Consider the following 14266-nt stretch of genomic DNA (forward strand, 5'->3'; position numbering starts at 1 on the left):
CCCGTACGGGTGTCGCCGCGGCATGGTCGGGATATCCTGTTAGGGAACCCGATCGTCCGCGGCACACCCGGCCGCCCTTGCCTCTGGACTACACCCTGCCCATCATCATTGGTTACGACGCCGTCACTCTCCGTGAAAAAGTCGACCTGCTCGCCGCCGGGCAGCGCCTCGACGAACTCGGCGAGTTGCGCAGCCTGTCCGCGCTCAACGAGAAGATCGCGCTGCTGCGCCTGATCGGACGCCTCGACGAGGCCTTCGACATGGCCAACGCCGCCCTGCGCCAGGCCCGGTTCACCGGATCCCGGGAGGAACTCGCGGCCAGCCGCATCCGCCGGGCCCAGGTGATGCAGTTCCAGGGCAAGCTCGATGAAGCCGGGAGCGAGCTCACCCACTGCGTTCTCGAGGCCGAGACGCACGAGTGGAGCGCGGTTGCGGCGTTCGCGCGGGAGAACCGCGGGAAGGTCCTGTTCGAGCAGGGCGACCTCGAGGGGGCCCTCACCGACCTCACCGCCGCCGTGTTCCTGCGGGAGAAGGCCGGGGCATCCGTCGAGCAGCTCGAAGGGTCCCTCGTCGCCGTCGCAGTCGTCGAGTCCATCATCGCCGAGCGGGGCCAGGGCCGCTAACCCCCCTGGCGCGTGCTCGCGCCCGCGCCGGTTTCCGCAAGCCGCGCCCTCCGATGTGGGAGCGGGCTGCGCAAACAGTCGCGACGGCAGTCGCGGGAACGGACCACGCGGAGGACGCTGCGGCAACCCGGTGGTCGATGTCGGTGGACGGGGGCATTCTGGGGGAACGGGCGTAGCCGGTTCCCCCACTGTTCCGGATGCGCGGGCACACGGTAGGGCAGGCCCCGCGGCAGCGGGCCGGTGCAGGAGGAGTCGGGAGGTCGCAGTGGACGAGTGGATGCCGCCGCACGAGCCGGCACAGGGGTGCGCACTCCCGCCGACGCAGCCGCGTGGAGTGCGGCATGCCCGGCGTTCGGCGCACCATGCCGGCCGGGTGGTCCGGCACCTGGCCGTGCTCGCAGTAATCACGCTGATCGCCCCGGTACTGGTGGCGTGCACCTCCGACGCGCCAGAAACGCCCGCAGCGGCATCCGCATCGTCGGGGCCGTCACCCGCGACGCCATCCCCGGGTTCGACCGGTGTGCCGAGTCCTGACCACGGGGCGCAACCGGGCGACCCGAACACCGGACCCGGCCAGGGCCCCGGTGAGGGCGTGGGGCCCGTCGAGCCGGTCGGGGACCCCGTCGTCCTCGCCTCGGGCCTCGAGGTGCCGTGGTCGATCCTTCGCCTGCCCGGCGGCGGCACCCTGATCAGTGAGCGGGGCACCGCACGCGTGCGTGAGCTGCTGTCCGGCGGACTCCGCGACGCGGGCACGGTTCCCGGTGTCGTCGCGCGCGGCGAGGGCGGGCTGCTCGGCCTCGCCTACCTCGCCGACCCGGCCGCGGCCGTCGGGGCCCCCAGCGCGGGACCCGGGGGCTGGGTGTACGCGTATTTCACCGGCACCACCTCCAACCAGATCGTGCGGATGCCGCTCACCGGCACCCTCGGAAGCCTCACGCTCGGGAGCCCCGAACCGGTGCTCTCGAGGATCCCGCGGGCAGGCAATCACGATGGCGGGCGCATCCGCTTCGGGCCGGACGGAATGCTCTATGCGACGACCGGCGACGCCGGGAACACCGCGGCCGCGCAGGACCTCGGGTCGCTCGGTGGGAAGATTCTCCGGATGACGCCGACCGGCGCCGTGCCGCCGGACAATCCGTTCGGGACGCTCGTCTACTCATATGGGCACCGGAATCCGCAGGGCATCGCCTGGGATTCGCGCGGCCGGCTGTGGGCGAGCGAGTTCGGGCAGTCGACGTGGGGCGAACTCAACCTGATCACGCCGGGAGCCGACTATGGCTGGCCGGACGCCGAGGGCATCGCGCACGACCCGCGGTACACCGACCCGGTCGTGCAGTGGCGCACGCCCGAGGCCAGTCCGATCGGGCTCGCGATCGTCGGGGACACTCTGTTCCTCGCGGCACTGCGGGGCGAACGACTCTGGCGGGTCGACTCCTCAACAGGCGCGGCGAGCGCGTGGTTCGTCAACACCTGCGGCCGGCTGCGTGACGTGGTGCCCGGCCCGGATGGCACACTGTGGTTTGTGATGAACAACACGGACGGCCGCGGCATCCGAGCCGCCGGCGACGACAAGCTCTACTCGGTTCGAGTGGAGCAGACCACGCCCCTGGCGCGAGGCATTCGGGTGGCGCAGCGAGCGAATGAACCCGCCGGATTTGCGGCGGCGCCCTGATGGCGGACCTCACCCGCGTGCGGCGCTGGGCCGAAGCGCTCATCGACCTGCACCTCGACGCCGGCTGGACCTTCGCGTTCGACAACGCCAAGAAACGCGCCGGGCTGTGCAACTTCACGGCGAAACGCATCACGATCTCGCGTTACCTCGCCTCCCGGTACGAGGACGACGACGTGCACCAGATCCTGCTGCACGAGGTCGGGCACGCGCTCGCCGGCCCGCGCGCCGGCCACGGCCCGAAGTGGAAGTCCATCGCCCGCGACCTGGGCTACGACGGCAAGCGCACGCACGACGGCGAGATCGCCAACGAGCTCGCCCCGTGGGTGGGCGTCTGCCCGGCCGGCCACATCCACTACCGGTACCGGAGGCCGACGCGCGCCCTCGCCTGCGGGCTGTGCGGGCGCGGCTTCAACAGTGACCACCTCGTCACCTGGACGAGCCGGGAGATCACTGCGGCGGCTCGGCGGCGCGCCGCGGCGTCGGCCGGACTCTAGGCCGGGCCGGGAGACCGGCCACCGGCCGGGCGTGACAGGAGCGGGCGTGACCGGAGCAGGCGCCTGCCCGACGGGCGGTGAATGCCTGGCGCACGCCGATCCGGTGAGACGCCGGTGCCAACTCTGACGCTCCCGGCCGGCAGCTTCCCGGAGTGGTCCGGCACGACGATATACAGCAACGGCCAGCGAGTGCCCTTCGACACCGGCGCCTTCGAGGCGAAGTGGTGGACCCAGGGCGACAGCCCGGATGCGGCGGCCGAGAATCCGGACGCCTCCCCTGGGTGGCGCTCATCGACGCCCAGCTGCGGGTGCTGCTCGGCCTGCCTGCGATCCCGGCGGACACCGACAGCATCGGGCAGCCGGGGCGACAGGGACGGCCCGGCCGACGGCACCCGCTGGCTTACGCGGCCGCCGGAATGTCAGCCGGAGAGGCCCATGGCCTCGGACACGAGCCCGATGATGCCGAAGAAGGCTGCGCCGCCGCCGATGAAGATCGCGAGCGGAAGGTAAATGCGGCGCTGTCGGCTGGCGGCGCGGACCTCCGCGTCGAGGGCCTGGAAGCGTTCGATCAGGTCGTCGCCGGTCTCGACGGGCACGTTCGCCCACATCGCCGGGTTGTCGAACAGGCCGGTGAGCCGGCCGCACTCGTTCTGGTCGAGGACGACCGGGAGCGCCTCGAGCCAGCCGACGAGGTCGTCGACGCCGAGCACCGTGACGAAGGGCGGGCGAGCCCTGACCTTGACCTCGCGGGCGCCGACGAAGACCACGGTCGGCCGGACCGGTGCGGTCTGGGCGCGCCGGTCGCTCATCAGGTCGGTGATATGGTTCGCCTCGAACTCGGCGTGGCGCAAGTAGGGCACCGTGCGTCCGTTGACGGTCAGCACGGCCTTGTCGACGAGGATGCGTGCCGAGCGGTGCTGTTTCGCGTTGACCGTGATCACACCACCGGGGCCGACGATCAGGTGGTCGATATCCCAGCCTTCGAGGCCGATCGGAAGCGCGTGGAAGATCGTCCAGTCGGAGCTGAGCGCCTCGAGGCTCTTCCCGACAGCGATCTCGCCGAGTGCGGCCAGGTACCAGCCCTCGCAGCGTTTGCCGAGCGGGGAACGCCCGCGGAAACGGTGCCACGGTGAACGCACCGGCGTTCCGGTCTGCTCGCGCAGCAGCTTGTCGATCACGGATTCCGCCATCCGCCGCCTGTACATGCCGCCGCCGCTGAGCCTCACCATGTCTGTCGGTCCGATACTTTTACTACGCGCGATCGCAAATCCTGTCAGCCAATTGTCCCCCCGAACAAGGGCGTGTCCTTACTCAACGGGATTATGCGGTTCGGTCAGCCCCCTCACGTACCTCTCCTGGGCACGCCGGCGCTGGGCCGGAACGACCGAAACGCACGCGCCTGACGGCCCCGCGCTGCCCTCTTGCGGCAGGTCACTCCGACTCCGGTATTCTATTGAGAGGACAACTGTCCGTTCAACAGCGGCCCGAGGGGAACGATCATGCCGGCTTCCCCTCGCGCGTTCCGGAGAGTCCTGCGGACCGGGCGGGCCCCGCTGACGAGCTTCGGCATCCCCTTCGGGCTGTCGGGCCTTGCCGGCACCTGGACGATGGCCGCGGGAGTCCTCGGCACGCCCGCTGGGATCGGTGAGGCCCTGTGGGTGTTCGCGCTCGTCGCCTGGGTTGCGGTCCTCGCCAATTACCTCGTGCGCAGCCGGAACAACGGGGGGACGATCCGGGGGGACCTCGCCGACCCGGTGCAGGCACCGTTCGCCGCCCTCGCGCCCACAACCGGGATGCTGCTGGGCACCCATGTCGCTGTATCCCTGTCCGCGGGTTCCGGTTCAGGGCATCCGCTTGCGGGGGTACTGCAGGGATCGCCCGCCGGGCTCCTGGTCGCGCTGGTGCAAGGGGTCGTCGTCGGGTTCCTGGTCGTGGCGCTCGTCTTCGGGGCGTGGTCTGTCGCGCAACTGGCTCTCCGGATGCGCGACATCGACACACTCCATGCCGGGTACTTTCTTCCGACGGTCGCCGCCGCCTTCATCGCAGGGCAGTCGGCGGGAACGTTCGGCTGGACGACGCTGAGCGTCGCTTGTATCGGGGTCGGGCTGCTGTTCTGGATGCTGCTGGGTGCGCTCATCCTCGGCAGGATGGCGTTCCGTCCCGCCCTTCCTGCCCGCCTGCTGCCGACGTTCGCGATCTTCTCCGCCCCGCCCGCGGTCGCGGGGAACGCCTGGTTCGCCTCCAACGGCGGCCGGCTCGACACCCTCGAGACCGTCCTGCTCGGGACGTTCGTGCTGCTGATCCTCGTGCAGGTGATGATGCTCGCCGCCTACTGGCGGCTCGGGTTCGACCTCGGCTTCTGGGCGTTCACCTTCACGGCCGCGGCGAGCGGGACCTACGCCCTGCACTGGATCGGAGGTGCCGCAGCGCCCGGTGCCGGGACCGGGTCGGCCGTGAACCTGGGGGCGTCGGGGGACTGGGTGTCGGCGGTCGCCGGAACCGGCATCCTCGCCACCGTGACCCTCGTGATCGGCAGTATCGCCGTGCGCTCGGTCGGGTACCTCGTGCGGGCACACGCCCGCTCGACGCACGCACCGCAGGCGCGCGTCTGACCTACTCGGTGACGGAGATTTCCTTCCAGAAGGCGACGTAGCCGCTGTAGTCCTGGCCGACCCGGTCGAACGAAGCGGGGTACGGCGTCGGGTAGCTCCAGGCGCGGTCCTGCAGGAGGGCATCGCCGTCTTTGAGGCTGAAGTACTGGCATTCGCCCTTCCACGGGCAGGTGTACGGCGTCGCGCTCTCCACGAGGAAACCGGGCTTGACGCTCTCCGGCGGGAAATACCAGTTGCCCTCGATCTTGACGAGGTCGGACTGGGGGGCTTCGGCGATCGTGGTGCCGTTGAATACTGCCTTCATGGGGTGCTCCTGGTTCGGTCGGTGAATCGGGCTGGTGCGAGGCGGTTGCGGATGATGAAACGTCAGGCCGGAAACCGGAATTCCCGGACACGGCGAATCTCGGCGGATTGCCGGGCGGCATCCGTGGCCGTGTGCGGCCGGGCGAGGTCGATGGCGGAGCGAACCTCGTCGCCCCGACCGGCCGCGCCGAGGGCCACGGCGGTCTCGGACGCGCTCACGAGGTGGCGGAGGGCACGATGGAGTCCGAGGAACCCGGCGGAGGGGGCGGCAGCCTCCGGCGAGCAGTGGTCGATTCCGAGGCGGGCGAGTTCGTCGATCACTTCCCCGGCCAGGAGGAAGTCTTCGACTGCCGGGCGCGGGGAACCGTCCCGGCGCTGCTCGCCGACGGCGATCACGGCGACGGAGAACCGGTCGGCCTTCTCGGACTGACGCGCGAGCACCCACTCGGCGACGCGCGCCGGGTTGCCGAGGTCGGCCACGATCACGCGGGGCCCGCCCAGGGGCGTGGCCGGTGCCGTGTCGCCGACGGTGGGCAGGGCATCCGCGAGGATGATCACGTCCGCGTCCCCGGCGAGCGCCTGGAACCCGGCGAGACCGACGTCGAAGCGGACCTGGTACTTCTGCTGGGGCAGGAATTCACTCACCGGGAAAGGCTACCCGTCGGTCAGGCGAAGCGAGCGTCGTAGCGGGCGAGGGCGTCGGCATCCGTTGCGAGGGTCATCGCCCGGCGCGCGGCGTCGAGCGCGGTCACGGGGTCGGCCTCGGCCTCGGCGAGGGCGACGAGCCGCTCGGATTCGGCGAGGCGGGTGCGGGCCTCCGCACCGACCCGGCCGGGGTTGGCCGAGATGAAGCCGCGGGTCACAGTGCCCTGGCTGCGCGCGGCCAAAAGCGCGCCGGCGAGCGCGGCCCGCGCGTTGTCGAGTCGCAGCTGCTGGTTGCGAGCCTCCGACCGGGTGACGTCGAGCCCGTCGAGCACCTCTCGCAGCCGGGCGAGGTCGGCGGCCGGGTCGCTCACCCGCGACGGATGCCGCAACTCGGCCACGATCGCATCGGCGGCGGTGATCACCCGGTTCAGGTCGGCTGCCGCGACGGACTCCTCGTGCCCGTCGCGCAGGGTGCGCGCCTCGGATATCTCGGCGTCCGCGGAGTCGAGTGCGGCGCTGAGGGTCGCATAGCCGATGTGGAGCTGGTCCTCTCCGGTCTCGATCGCGTCGAGGAGCTTGCCGGCGTGGAAGAGCCCGAGCTCCGCCGCCGAGAGCTCATCGCCGATCGGGTAGCCGTGGACGGCCGCGAGATGAGCGGCGGCGGCATCCGTGGCCTGTTTCGCCTGTCCGAGGGCTGTGCGGGCCTCGGCCACGTTGCCGCTGAACGCGGCGAGCGCGGAGGGGGCGTAACTGAGCCGGAGCCTGTCGATACTCGCCGCGCCCGCTGCGACCCGATCGGTCACCCGATCCACGCGCCGGGTGAGCTGCTCGAGGAGGAGCGGGGCGTCGCGCTCGCGGCCTCGGCGGGCGGTGAAAGCGCGGTCCTGTTCGGCGAGGCGGGTCGTCGCCTCAGCGGCGAGCGCGATGATCTGCTCGGTCCAGCGTCGGCGTTCGGACTCGGTGTCCGGAACACTGTCATCGAGCTTCTGCTGCAGGGCGAAGGCATCGCGCAGCTGGCGGCGGGAGAGTTCGAGGGCCGCGGCGAAGTCCCGGGTCGCCGCCTCGCCGAACTGGGCGACCGCGAACCCGAGTTCGTCGGTCGCGGCGCCGACCTGGTCATCGGCCCGCACCAGGGAGATCGCCGCGGCGCGTGCGCGTTCGGCGACCACCGCAGCTTCGGCCTGCTCGCGGTCGCGGCGACGACGACGAGCGGATGCGACGACGAGGGTCACCCCGAGGACCACGAACGCGAGAAGTATGGCCGAGGGCACCCACCAGAGATCGCCAGTCATAGCCGCGAGTCTAATCAACGCGGCTGGGGCGAGCGGGAGCACCCGCGAACATGCCGTGCCGGCGCCTACATGCGGCGCATCTGCCGCCGGATCACGTCGTAGTCGTGCCGGGAGATCTCGAGCAGCCCCCGGCGGAGCTGGTAGCCCCAGTCGGGATCCTCCCGGGTGAACTCGAGCACGTTCAGGAGCGGGCGGATCGACGTGCTGACGGCATCCGTGTCGTAGTCGATGCGCCGCCGCCACGGCACATAGGTGCCGGAGGGCGTCTCCGGGCTCCGGAATTCGTACGCGTTCCCCTCGGCGACGAACCCGATCGCAGTGAACTCGCGCAGCAGCTCGCCCTCGACGGCGGTCTTCGGCGAGTAGTACACGACCCCGTCGCTCTCCCGCATGCCCTCGAGCGTGGTGCGCAGCCGGTAGCCGGCCTGCGCGAAGCCCATGGCGACGCCCCGCTGCACGTTATCGCGCTGCGCGACCCCGAGCCAGTACCGAATTGCCACTCCTCAGTTGTACTGCATGCCCCAGCGCCACAGACTGGGGGCATGCGTGTTCTCCTGAAAGAAATCCTCGATTGCCCGCCGGATGCCGCGTGGCGCGCCCTGCAGAGCCCCGCCGTCTTCCGCGAGGTGAGTTCGCCCCTCATCAGCGTGGAGTCGCTCGAGGCCGACGGCTTCCCCTCGATCTGGGAGCCCGGCGAGCACCCTGTCGAGCTGAGCGCGCTCGGCCTCCTGCCGATGGGCAAGCAGGTGATCCGGCTGCAGATGTCTACCGAGCGGCGCGACGGCGTGCGCATCGTGCGCGACACCGGCCGGGGCGTCTCCGGCGCCCTCGAGGCCGTGACGCTCTGGGACCACCGGATGGCGGTGTCGGCAGACCCGGCCGGCACCGGCAAGACGCTCTACCGCGACCAGCTCATCTTCCGCACCGGCGCGCTCACCCTGCCGAGCTGGCCGGTGTTCTGGGCGATGTGGCAGTGGCGGATGCTTCAGCTCAAGCGGCTGGCCCCGACGTGGCGTTTCGACGTGGGCATCGACGCGGTCGACGCCGCATCCGCTGACCCTGACGAATCCGACGGGGATTCTGCGCCGACGGAGGTGTCGGCATGAGTTCGACTCTGGGCGCCCTGCAGCTCGCCGACTGGCGCCGCCGCGTGACCGGACTGTATGCGGGCGTGCGCCAGCTGAGCGTGCAGAATCCTGCGGCGGGGCACGAGCTCTGGCGGAGCGGGCGCGACGACCTGTTCGCGGGGCATCCGTCGTCGCCCCTGCTCCCCGACGATCGGTCCGCGTTCACGGGGCTCACGGTCGCGCCGTACGACCCGGACTGGCGTTTCGAGGTCGAGGTGCACCGGGCGCCGGAGCCGCACTGGATTGCGGTCGAGACCGGGACGGACGGCACCGTGCCGTTCGACCTGGTCGGCATCGTGCGGCTGCCCTACCTCGGCCCGATCGACCTGTGGCGACTGGGCAGCTACGGCGGCGGCCTGTTCCTGCCGCTCAAGGACGGTCTCGCCGGACGCCCGGGCGGAACCTACGGCGGCGGGCGCTACCTGCTCGACACGATCAAGGGTGCAGACCTCGGACCGGGGGTCGGCGACGACACCCTGATCCTCGACTTCAATTTCGCATACAACCCGTCCTGCGCCTACGACCCGATGTGGGCCTGCCCGCTCGCGCAAGCCGGCAACACGGTCGCGGTGGACGTACCCGTCGGCGAGTTCTACACCGGCGACCGCGACTAGAACGCACCGAGCTGGGGGATCCTGGGAGGGTGCTTGACAGCATCCGCTAGACTGAAACCACTTGCGAATGCATCGCTGCGCTCGCTGCGTCGTAGAACGCCCTCTTCTTGTTGCGGCGGCACACCTGCCTGGTGGGCCGAGCGCATATTGCGAATGAACATTCTTACGGCGAACGGATGTGCCCATTGGCACCTTCGCCATGTGAATCCTCCTGGCTCCGAAGCCTGCATTCCCTCACTCGGGGTGCGCACACGGTTCGACGGAGGGCTCTGATGCCTGAAAGGCACCACTTTGTCTGAAACTTCCTTCGGCGCGCTTGGCGTGCCGGCTCCCCTCGTTGCCGTCCTCACGGCGCAGGGAATCGACAGCCCCTTCCCGATCCAGGTCGACACCCTCCCCGACACCCTCAAGGGCCGGGACGTGCTCGGTCGCGGCAAGACCGGCTCCGGCAAGACCCTCGCGTTCGCCATCCCGATGGCCGCGCGCCTCGGCGGCAAGCTCGCCGGCGGCAAGCGTCGCCCGGGCCGCCCGCTCGGCCTGATCCTCGCGCCGACCCGCGAGCTCGCCACCCAGATCACCACCGCACTGACCCCCTTCGCCGAGGCGTACGGCCTCAACACGACCACCATCTTCGGCGGCGTCTCCCAGGGCCGTCAGGTCTCCGCGCTCAAGGCCGGCGTCGACATCGTCGTCGCCTGCCCCGGACGCCTCGAAGACCTGATGAAGCAGGGTTACGTCAACCTCGACTCCGTCGAGATCACCGTGCTCGACGAGGCCGACCACATGGCCGACCTCGGCTTCCTCCCCGTCGTCACCCGCATCCTCGACAAGACGCCGAACGGCGGCCAGCGCCTGCTGTTCTCGGCCACCCTGGACAACGGCGTCGACAAGATCGTCCGCAAGTTCCTCCACAACGAGGTCCTGCACTCGGTCGACGACTCGAACAGCATCGTCTCCGCGATGACGCACCACGTCTTCGAGATCGACAACGCCGAACAGAAGAAGGCCCTGATCGAGAAGCTGGCCTCCGGAACCGGACGCCGCATCCTCTTCATGCGCACCAAACACCACGCGAAGAAGCTCGCCAAGGCGCTCACCGAGGCGGGCATCCCCTCGGTCGACCTGCACGGCAACCTCTCGCAGGTCGCCCGTGACCGCAACCTCGCCGCGTTCAGCAATGGTGACGTCAGCGTGCTCGTCGCAACGGATGTCGCCGCTCGCGGTGTGCACGTCGACGACATCGAACTCGTCATCCACGTCGACCCGCCGGCAGAGCACAAGGCGTACACGCACCGCTCCGGCCGCACCGCCCGCGCCGGGCACGCCGGTGACGTCGTCACCCTCGTGCTCCCGGAGCAGCGTCGCGACACCGCAGACCTGCTGCGCAAGGCCGCCATCAAGGTAACCCCGCAGCGCGTGACCGCGGACTCCCCCGCCGTCGCCGCCCTCGTCGGCGAGGTCGCCGCATACGTCAAGCCGGCGCCGCGCACCGAGCAGCCGCAGCAGCAGCGCCAGTCCCAGGGCGGACGCTCGCAGGGCGGTCGCTCGCAGGGCGGCCGTTCCGAAGGCGGTCGCTCGCAGGGCGGCCGTTCCGAGGGGGGTCGCTCGCAGGGCGGTCGTTCCTCGTCCTCAGACGGCGGACGCTCGCAGGGCGGCAGCCGTTCCTACGCCTCCTCGTCGTCATCCGACACCTCGCGCTCGTCCGACGGGCAGCGCTCGCGCGGCCGTGACGACCGCGACGGCGCCAGCACCGCGCCCGTTCGCGGCAACCGCGGCAGCCGCAGCAACGACGCCGCCTCGGCCGGCGGAGCACGCCAGGAGCACTCTGGCCGCCCCGCGGCATCCGGTCGCAGCCACGCCCCGCAGGGCTCCGGTCGCTCCGGCGGCATCCAGGTCGGCGGACTCGTCCGCGGATCCGGCTCGGGAGCCGGCGCCGGCGGTGCCCGTCGCTCGGCGCCGCGCCGCGCGCAGGGCTAAGCAGCACCAGCACGACACAAACGGGCCGGACTCCACCAGGAGTCCGGCCCGTTTGTCTGCCCGGACCGGGCGCGGTAAACCGGCGTCCCCCGGCTGGGTTAGGGTCAGATTATGGACACCACCACCGTCGTTGTTCGGCCCGTCGAAGAAGCGGACGCCGAGAGTCTGGGCCGCGTACACGCCCTCTGCTGGCACGAAACCTACGACCACCTGCTGAGCCAGGCGGCCCTCTCCCAGCTGCGGCCGCAGCGCCTCGCCGCCATGTGGCGCCGGTTCACCACCCAGGGAGCGGAATACCGCCAGGTCGTCGCACTCGTCGACGGAGAGGTCGTCGGCTTCGCCGGCAGCGGCCCCGCCCGCGACGAGAACGCCCCCGCCGCCCACGAGCTGTACTTCATGTACCTGCTCGAGGACAAGCACGGCAGCGGCATCGGCCAGAAACTCTTCGACGCGGTCGTCGACCCCGGGCCCTCCTACCTCTGGGTCGCCGCGGTCAACCCGCGTGCCCACGCCTTCTACACCCGCAACGGCTACGCCGCCGACGGTCACGAGCAGGTGCAGGAAGTGCTCGGCGAGCAGCTGCACGAGGTTCGGCTGGTCCGGTAGGTCTCCCCGCAGGCCGATGCACCGGCGCGCGCCGCTCGCGTCAGTGTGCGACGGGCCCGTCGCCGACCGGCAGCACCACGGCGAAACACGCGCCGCCCTCGGCCGCGGACTGTACCGTGATCGTGCCGCCCATCCTGGTCACCAGCCGGGCGGCGATCGACAGGCCCAGGCCCGTGTTGACCGGGCGGATGTCGCGGTATTTGGCTCGCAGGACTCCGCGCTCGAACGCGACGGCGGCATCCGAGGTGCTCAATCCAGGGCCGCTGTCACGCACCTCGACCCGCACGTGCCGGCCGTCGACCCGGCGAGCCGCGAGTACGACCTCGCCGCCGGCCGGCGTTGCGCGCAACGCGTTCTCGAGCAGGCCGTCGACGATCTGGCGCAGGCGCATGCCGTCGGTCACGATCGTGAGGACACCCGGCACTGCGCCCGCACCCGCACCGTCCCCCGGCTCGTCGACGCGCAGCGCGACGCCGAGCTGGGTGCATTGACCCTGCCAGGCGAGCGCAGCCTGCGCGAGCACTCCGCCGACGTCGATCGGCTGCAGGTGCACGGTGAAGTCATCGGCTTCGAGGCGGGCGAGTTCGAGCAGGTCGCTCACGAATCGGTCAACGCGTTTCGTCTCCGCAACCAGGACGTCACCGACCGCCGCGCTGCCGCTTGCTGGAATCACGCCCTCGGCGAGGGCCTCCGCATACCCGCGGATCGCGGTCAACGGCGTGCGGATCTCGTGCGACACCGAGAGCAGGAACTCCCGCTGGCGGGTCTCGCTCGTACCCAGCGCGTGGTCGAGGGCACGGAGCGAGCGAGACACATCGTCGATCTCCGGAATGCCCTGGGCCGCGAGGAGTACGCCGCGTTCGCCGTCGGCGAGCCGCCGGGCGGCTCCTGCGGTCCGCTCCAGTGGTCGCGCCAGCCGCCGGGACAGGAACAGTCCGGCGAGCACGGCCACGACGAGCCCGACGAGCACGGCCAGCAGGATGCGCCCGGCGACGAGCCTGCCCGAGTCGGTGATGTCCGCAACGCGCACGAAGCCCACGAGCCCACCACCTCCCGCAAGCGGCCGCGCTTCCACCACGTACGACTCACCCCGGATCTGCAGCGACGTCGACACCGAGCGGCCGGCATCCAGTACCCGGGTGATGCGGCTCTTGACGTCCTGCGTGACCGTGAGCGCGCCCGGACCTGTTTCCGGTACCGTCCCGTCGGCGCCGACCAACACAAAGCGCTCGCCGCGCGCGCCGAGGAGGGTGTCGTCCTCGAGCAGGATGCGCAGGGTCGCGAGCGGCCGTTGGCTCAACGCGGTCGTCCGGGCGCCGAGGTCCGCCTGGGCCTGCGTCGTGACGAGGGTCTGCACGAGTTGCAGGGACACGACGGCCGTGACGAGAACCGCAACGAACGCCACACCTACCGTGACGAGCAGGATCCTGCCGCCGAGTGACGCGAACCAACGCCGCACCGCTCAGCCCTCCAGGCCGGCGACGGAATACCCGACGCCGCGCACCGTGCGGATCGGATTTCCCTCGCCGAGCTTGGCACGCAGCTGGGCGACGTGCACGTCGACCGTCCTGCTCGCACTGTAGTCGGCGATTCCCCAGACCAGGGAGAGCAGTTCTTCCCGCGAATACACCCGTCCGGGCCGGGCCATCAGCTGGGCGAGCAGGTCGAATTCGGTCGCGGTCAGGTCCACGCGGATGCCGCCGAGCGCGACCAGGCGCGTCGCCGGGTCGAGCGTCACATCCTCCACCCGCAGCACCGCGTCGCCGATGAGACCCGAGGAGCGGCGCACGATTCCCTTCACCCGCGCGACGAGTTCCCTCGGCGAGAATGGCTTGGTCACGTAGTCGTCCGCACCCAGTTCGATGCCGAGCACCCGGTCGACCTCGTCGTCGCGTGCCGTGACGAAGAGCACGGGTGTCCAGTCCCCCGCCTCGCGCATGGCCCGGCACACTTCGATCCCGTCGAGCCCGGGCAGGCCGACATCAAGGATCACCGCGGCCGGCCGCAACCGGCGCACCTGGTCGAGACCCGCGCGCCCGTCGGACTCCAGATGCACGGTGAAACCGGCGCGCACGAGGTACAGGCGTTCGATGTCTGCGATTGCGGGGTCGTCTTCGACGACCAGCACCAGCCCTCTGTCGTCGCCCACAGCATCCATTAAGCCAGTAGACGCCGGTTGCTGCGAACCGCGCGGGCGGATGCTGTTATGTCTCAGGACATCGGTGACAGTTCTGCATCAATAGATCGGTGACCATTCGGGCGTGTTTGGTGGTGACACTTCTCCCGCGTACACATTTGAGG

Annotated in this window: 15 protein-coding genes; 8 read left to right on the forward strand and 7 right to left on the reverse strand. The window is 70.6% G+C overall.

What is annotated here, in order from left to right; translation table 11 throughout:
* Window positions 1-77: 77 nt before the first annotated feature.
* The 3 genes from E3O39_RS00355 (at window position 78) to E3O39_RS00365 (ending at window position 2789) form a co-directional block, all read left to right on the forward strand.
* A complete protein-coding gene (locus tag E3O39_RS00355) occupies window positions 78-623 on the forward strand; it encodes a hypothetical protein (RefSeq protein ID WP_241975556.1) in 546 nt (181 codons plus the stop codon).
* 373 nt (window positions 624-996) lie between these two features.
* Complete coding sequence (locus E3O39_RS00360) at window positions 997-2295, forward strand: sorbosone dehydrogenase family protein (RefSeq protein ID WP_241984917.1); 1299 nt, start codon at window positions 997-999, stop codon at window positions 2293-2295.
* Window positions 2295-2789, forward strand: coding sequence for a SprT-like domain-containing protein (locus E3O39_RS00365; protein WP_134449709.1), 495 nt, complete (start codon window positions 2295-2297; stop codon window positions 2787-2789). The genes E3O39_RS00360 and E3O39_RS00365 overlap by 1 nt, the downstream gene beginning before the upstream one ends.
* A gap of 419 nt (window positions 2790-3208) precedes the next feature.
* Here E3O39_RS00365 and E3O39_RS00375 read toward each other — a convergent pair whose 3' ends face one another.
* Complete coding sequence (locus tag E3O39_RS00375) at window positions 3209-3979, reverse strand: nuclease-related domain-containing protein (RefSeq protein WP_166787403.1); 771 nt, start codon at window positions 3977-3979, stop codon at window positions 3209-3211.
* 309 nt (window positions 3980-4288) lie between these two features.
* On the opposite strand from E3O39_RS00375, the gene E3O39_RS00380 reads away from it, so the two are divergent.
* Window positions 4289-5401: a C4-dicarboxylate transporter gene (locus tag E3O39_RS00380; protein WP_134449712.1), complete on the forward strand. Its 1113-nt coding sequence runs from the start codon at window positions 4289-4291 to the stop codon at window positions 5399-5401.
* A gap of 1 nt (window position 5402) precedes the next feature.
* Here the strand turns inward: E3O39_RS00380 and E3O39_RS00385 are convergent, their stop codons facing one another.
* From E3O39_RS00385 to E3O39_RS00400, 4 genes are all read right to left on the reverse strand, one after another.
* Window positions 5403-5705 carry a DUF427 domain-containing protein gene (locus E3O39_RS00385; protein ID WP_134449713.1) on the reverse strand — a complete coding sequence of 101 codons (303 nt, stop codon included), beginning with the start codon at window positions 5703-5705 and terminating at the stop codon, window positions 5403-5405.
* 62 nt (window positions 5706-5767) lie between these two features.
* Window positions 5768-6349, reverse strand: coding sequence for a hypothetical protein (locus E3O39_RS00390; protein ID WP_134449714.1), 582 nt, complete (start codon window positions 6347-6349; stop codon window positions 5768-5770).
* Between the two features lie 20 nt (window positions 6350-6369).
* Window positions 6370-7641: a hypothetical protein gene (locus E3O39_RS00395; RefSeq protein ID WP_134449715.1), complete on the reverse strand. Its 1272-nt coding sequence runs from the start codon at window positions 7639-7641 to the stop codon at window positions 6370-6372.
* A gap of 65 nt (window positions 7642-7706) precedes the next feature.
* A complete protein-coding gene (locus E3O39_RS00400) occupies window positions 7707-8141 on the reverse strand; it encodes an EVE domain-containing protein (protein ID WP_241984918.1) in 435 nt (144 codons plus the stop codon).
* Window positions 8142-8183: 42 nt separating this feature from the next.
* On the opposite strand from E3O39_RS00400, the gene E3O39_RS00405 reads away from it, so the two are divergent.
* The 4 genes from E3O39_RS00405 to E3O39_RS00420 all read left to right on the forward strand — a co-directional run bounded on the left by E3O39_RS00405 (window position 8184) and on the right by E3O39_RS00420 (window position 11965).
* Entirely contained in the window at window positions 8184-8747 is a 564-nt protein-coding gene (locus E3O39_RS00405; RefSeq protein ID WP_174774821.1) for a hypothetical protein, read from the forward strand.
* Complete coding sequence (locus tag E3O39_RS00410) at window positions 8744-9382, forward strand: DUF1684 domain-containing protein (RefSeq protein WP_134449716.1); 639 nt, start codon at window positions 8744-8746, stop codon at window positions 9380-9382. Before E3O39_RS00405 ends, E3O39_RS00410 begins: the two co-directional genes overlap by 4 nt.
* Before the next feature lie 291 nt (window positions 9383-9673).
* On the forward strand, window positions 9674-11359 hold the full coding sequence (locus E3O39_RS00415) for a DEAD/DEAH box helicase (RefSeq protein WP_134449717.1): 1686 nt from the start codon (window positions 9674-9676) through the stop codon (window positions 11357-11359).
* A gap of 111 nt (window positions 11360-11470) precedes the next feature.
* Window positions 11471-11965 (forward strand): GNAT family N-acetyltransferase, encoded by a 495-nt coding sequence (locus E3O39_RS00420; protein WP_134449718.1) that lies wholly within the window; start codon window positions 11471-11473, stop codon window positions 11963-11965.
* Window positions 11966-12005: 40 nt separating this feature from the next.
* On the opposite strand, the gene E3O39_RS00425 is transcribed toward E3O39_RS00420, so the two are convergent.
* Together E3O39_RS00425 and E3O39_RS00430 are read right to left on the reverse strand one after the other, a co-directional pair.
* Window positions 12006-13424 (reverse strand): HAMP domain-containing sensor histidine kinase, encoded by a 1419-nt coding sequence (locus tag E3O39_RS00425; protein WP_134449719.1) that lies wholly within the window; start codon window positions 13422-13424, stop codon window positions 12006-12008.
* Window positions 13425-13427: 3 nt separating this feature from the next.
* Window positions 13428-14114: a response regulator transcription factor gene (locus E3O39_RS00430; RefSeq protein WP_241984919.1), complete on the reverse strand. Its 687-nt coding sequence runs from the start codon at window positions 14112-14114 to the stop codon at window positions 13428-13430.
* Window positions 14115-14266 lie beyond the last annotated feature (152 nt).

This window comes from Cryobacterium sp. MDB2-A-1, assembly GCF_004402675.1.
Lineage (GTDB): Bacteria > Actinomycetota > Actinomycetes > Actinomycetales > Microbacteriaceae > Cryobacterium > Cryobacterium glucosi.

Excerpts from the sequence above, each read along its gene's own strand:
- E3O39_RS00365 (WP_134449709.1), top strand. The coding sequence starts at position 2,295 with ATGGCGGACCTCACCCGCGTGCGGCGCTGGGCCGAAGCGCTCATCGAC.
- E3O39_RS00375 (WP_166787403.1), bottom strand. The coding sequence starts at position 3,979 with ATGGCGGAATCCGTGATCGACAAGCTGCTGCGCGAGCAGACCGGAACG.
- E3O39_RS00380 (WP_134449712.1), top strand. The coding sequence starts at position 4,289 with ATGCCGGCTTCCCCTCGCGCGTTCCGGAGAGTCCTGCGGACCGGGCGG.
- E3O39_RS00385 (WP_134449713.1), bottom strand. The coding sequence starts at position 5,705 with ATGAAGGCAGTATTCAACGGCACCACGATCGCCGAAGCCCCCCAGTCC.
- E3O39_RS00395 (WP_134449715.1), bottom strand. The coding sequence starts at position 7,641 with ATGACTGGCGATCTCTGGTGGGTGCCCTCGGCCATACTTCTCGCGTTC.
- E3O39_RS00405 (WP_174774821.1), top strand. The coding sequence starts at position 8,184 with ATGCGTGTTCTCCTGAAAGAAATCCTCGATTGCCCGCCGGATGCCGCG.
- E3O39_RS00410 (WP_134449716.1), top strand. The coding sequence starts at position 8,744 with ATGAGTTCGACTCTGGGCGCCCTGCAGCTCGCCGACTGGCGCCGCCGC.
- E3O39_RS00420 (WP_134449718.1), top strand. The coding sequence starts at position 11,471 with ATGGACACCACCACCGTCGTTGTTCGGCCCGTCGAAGAAGCGGACGCC.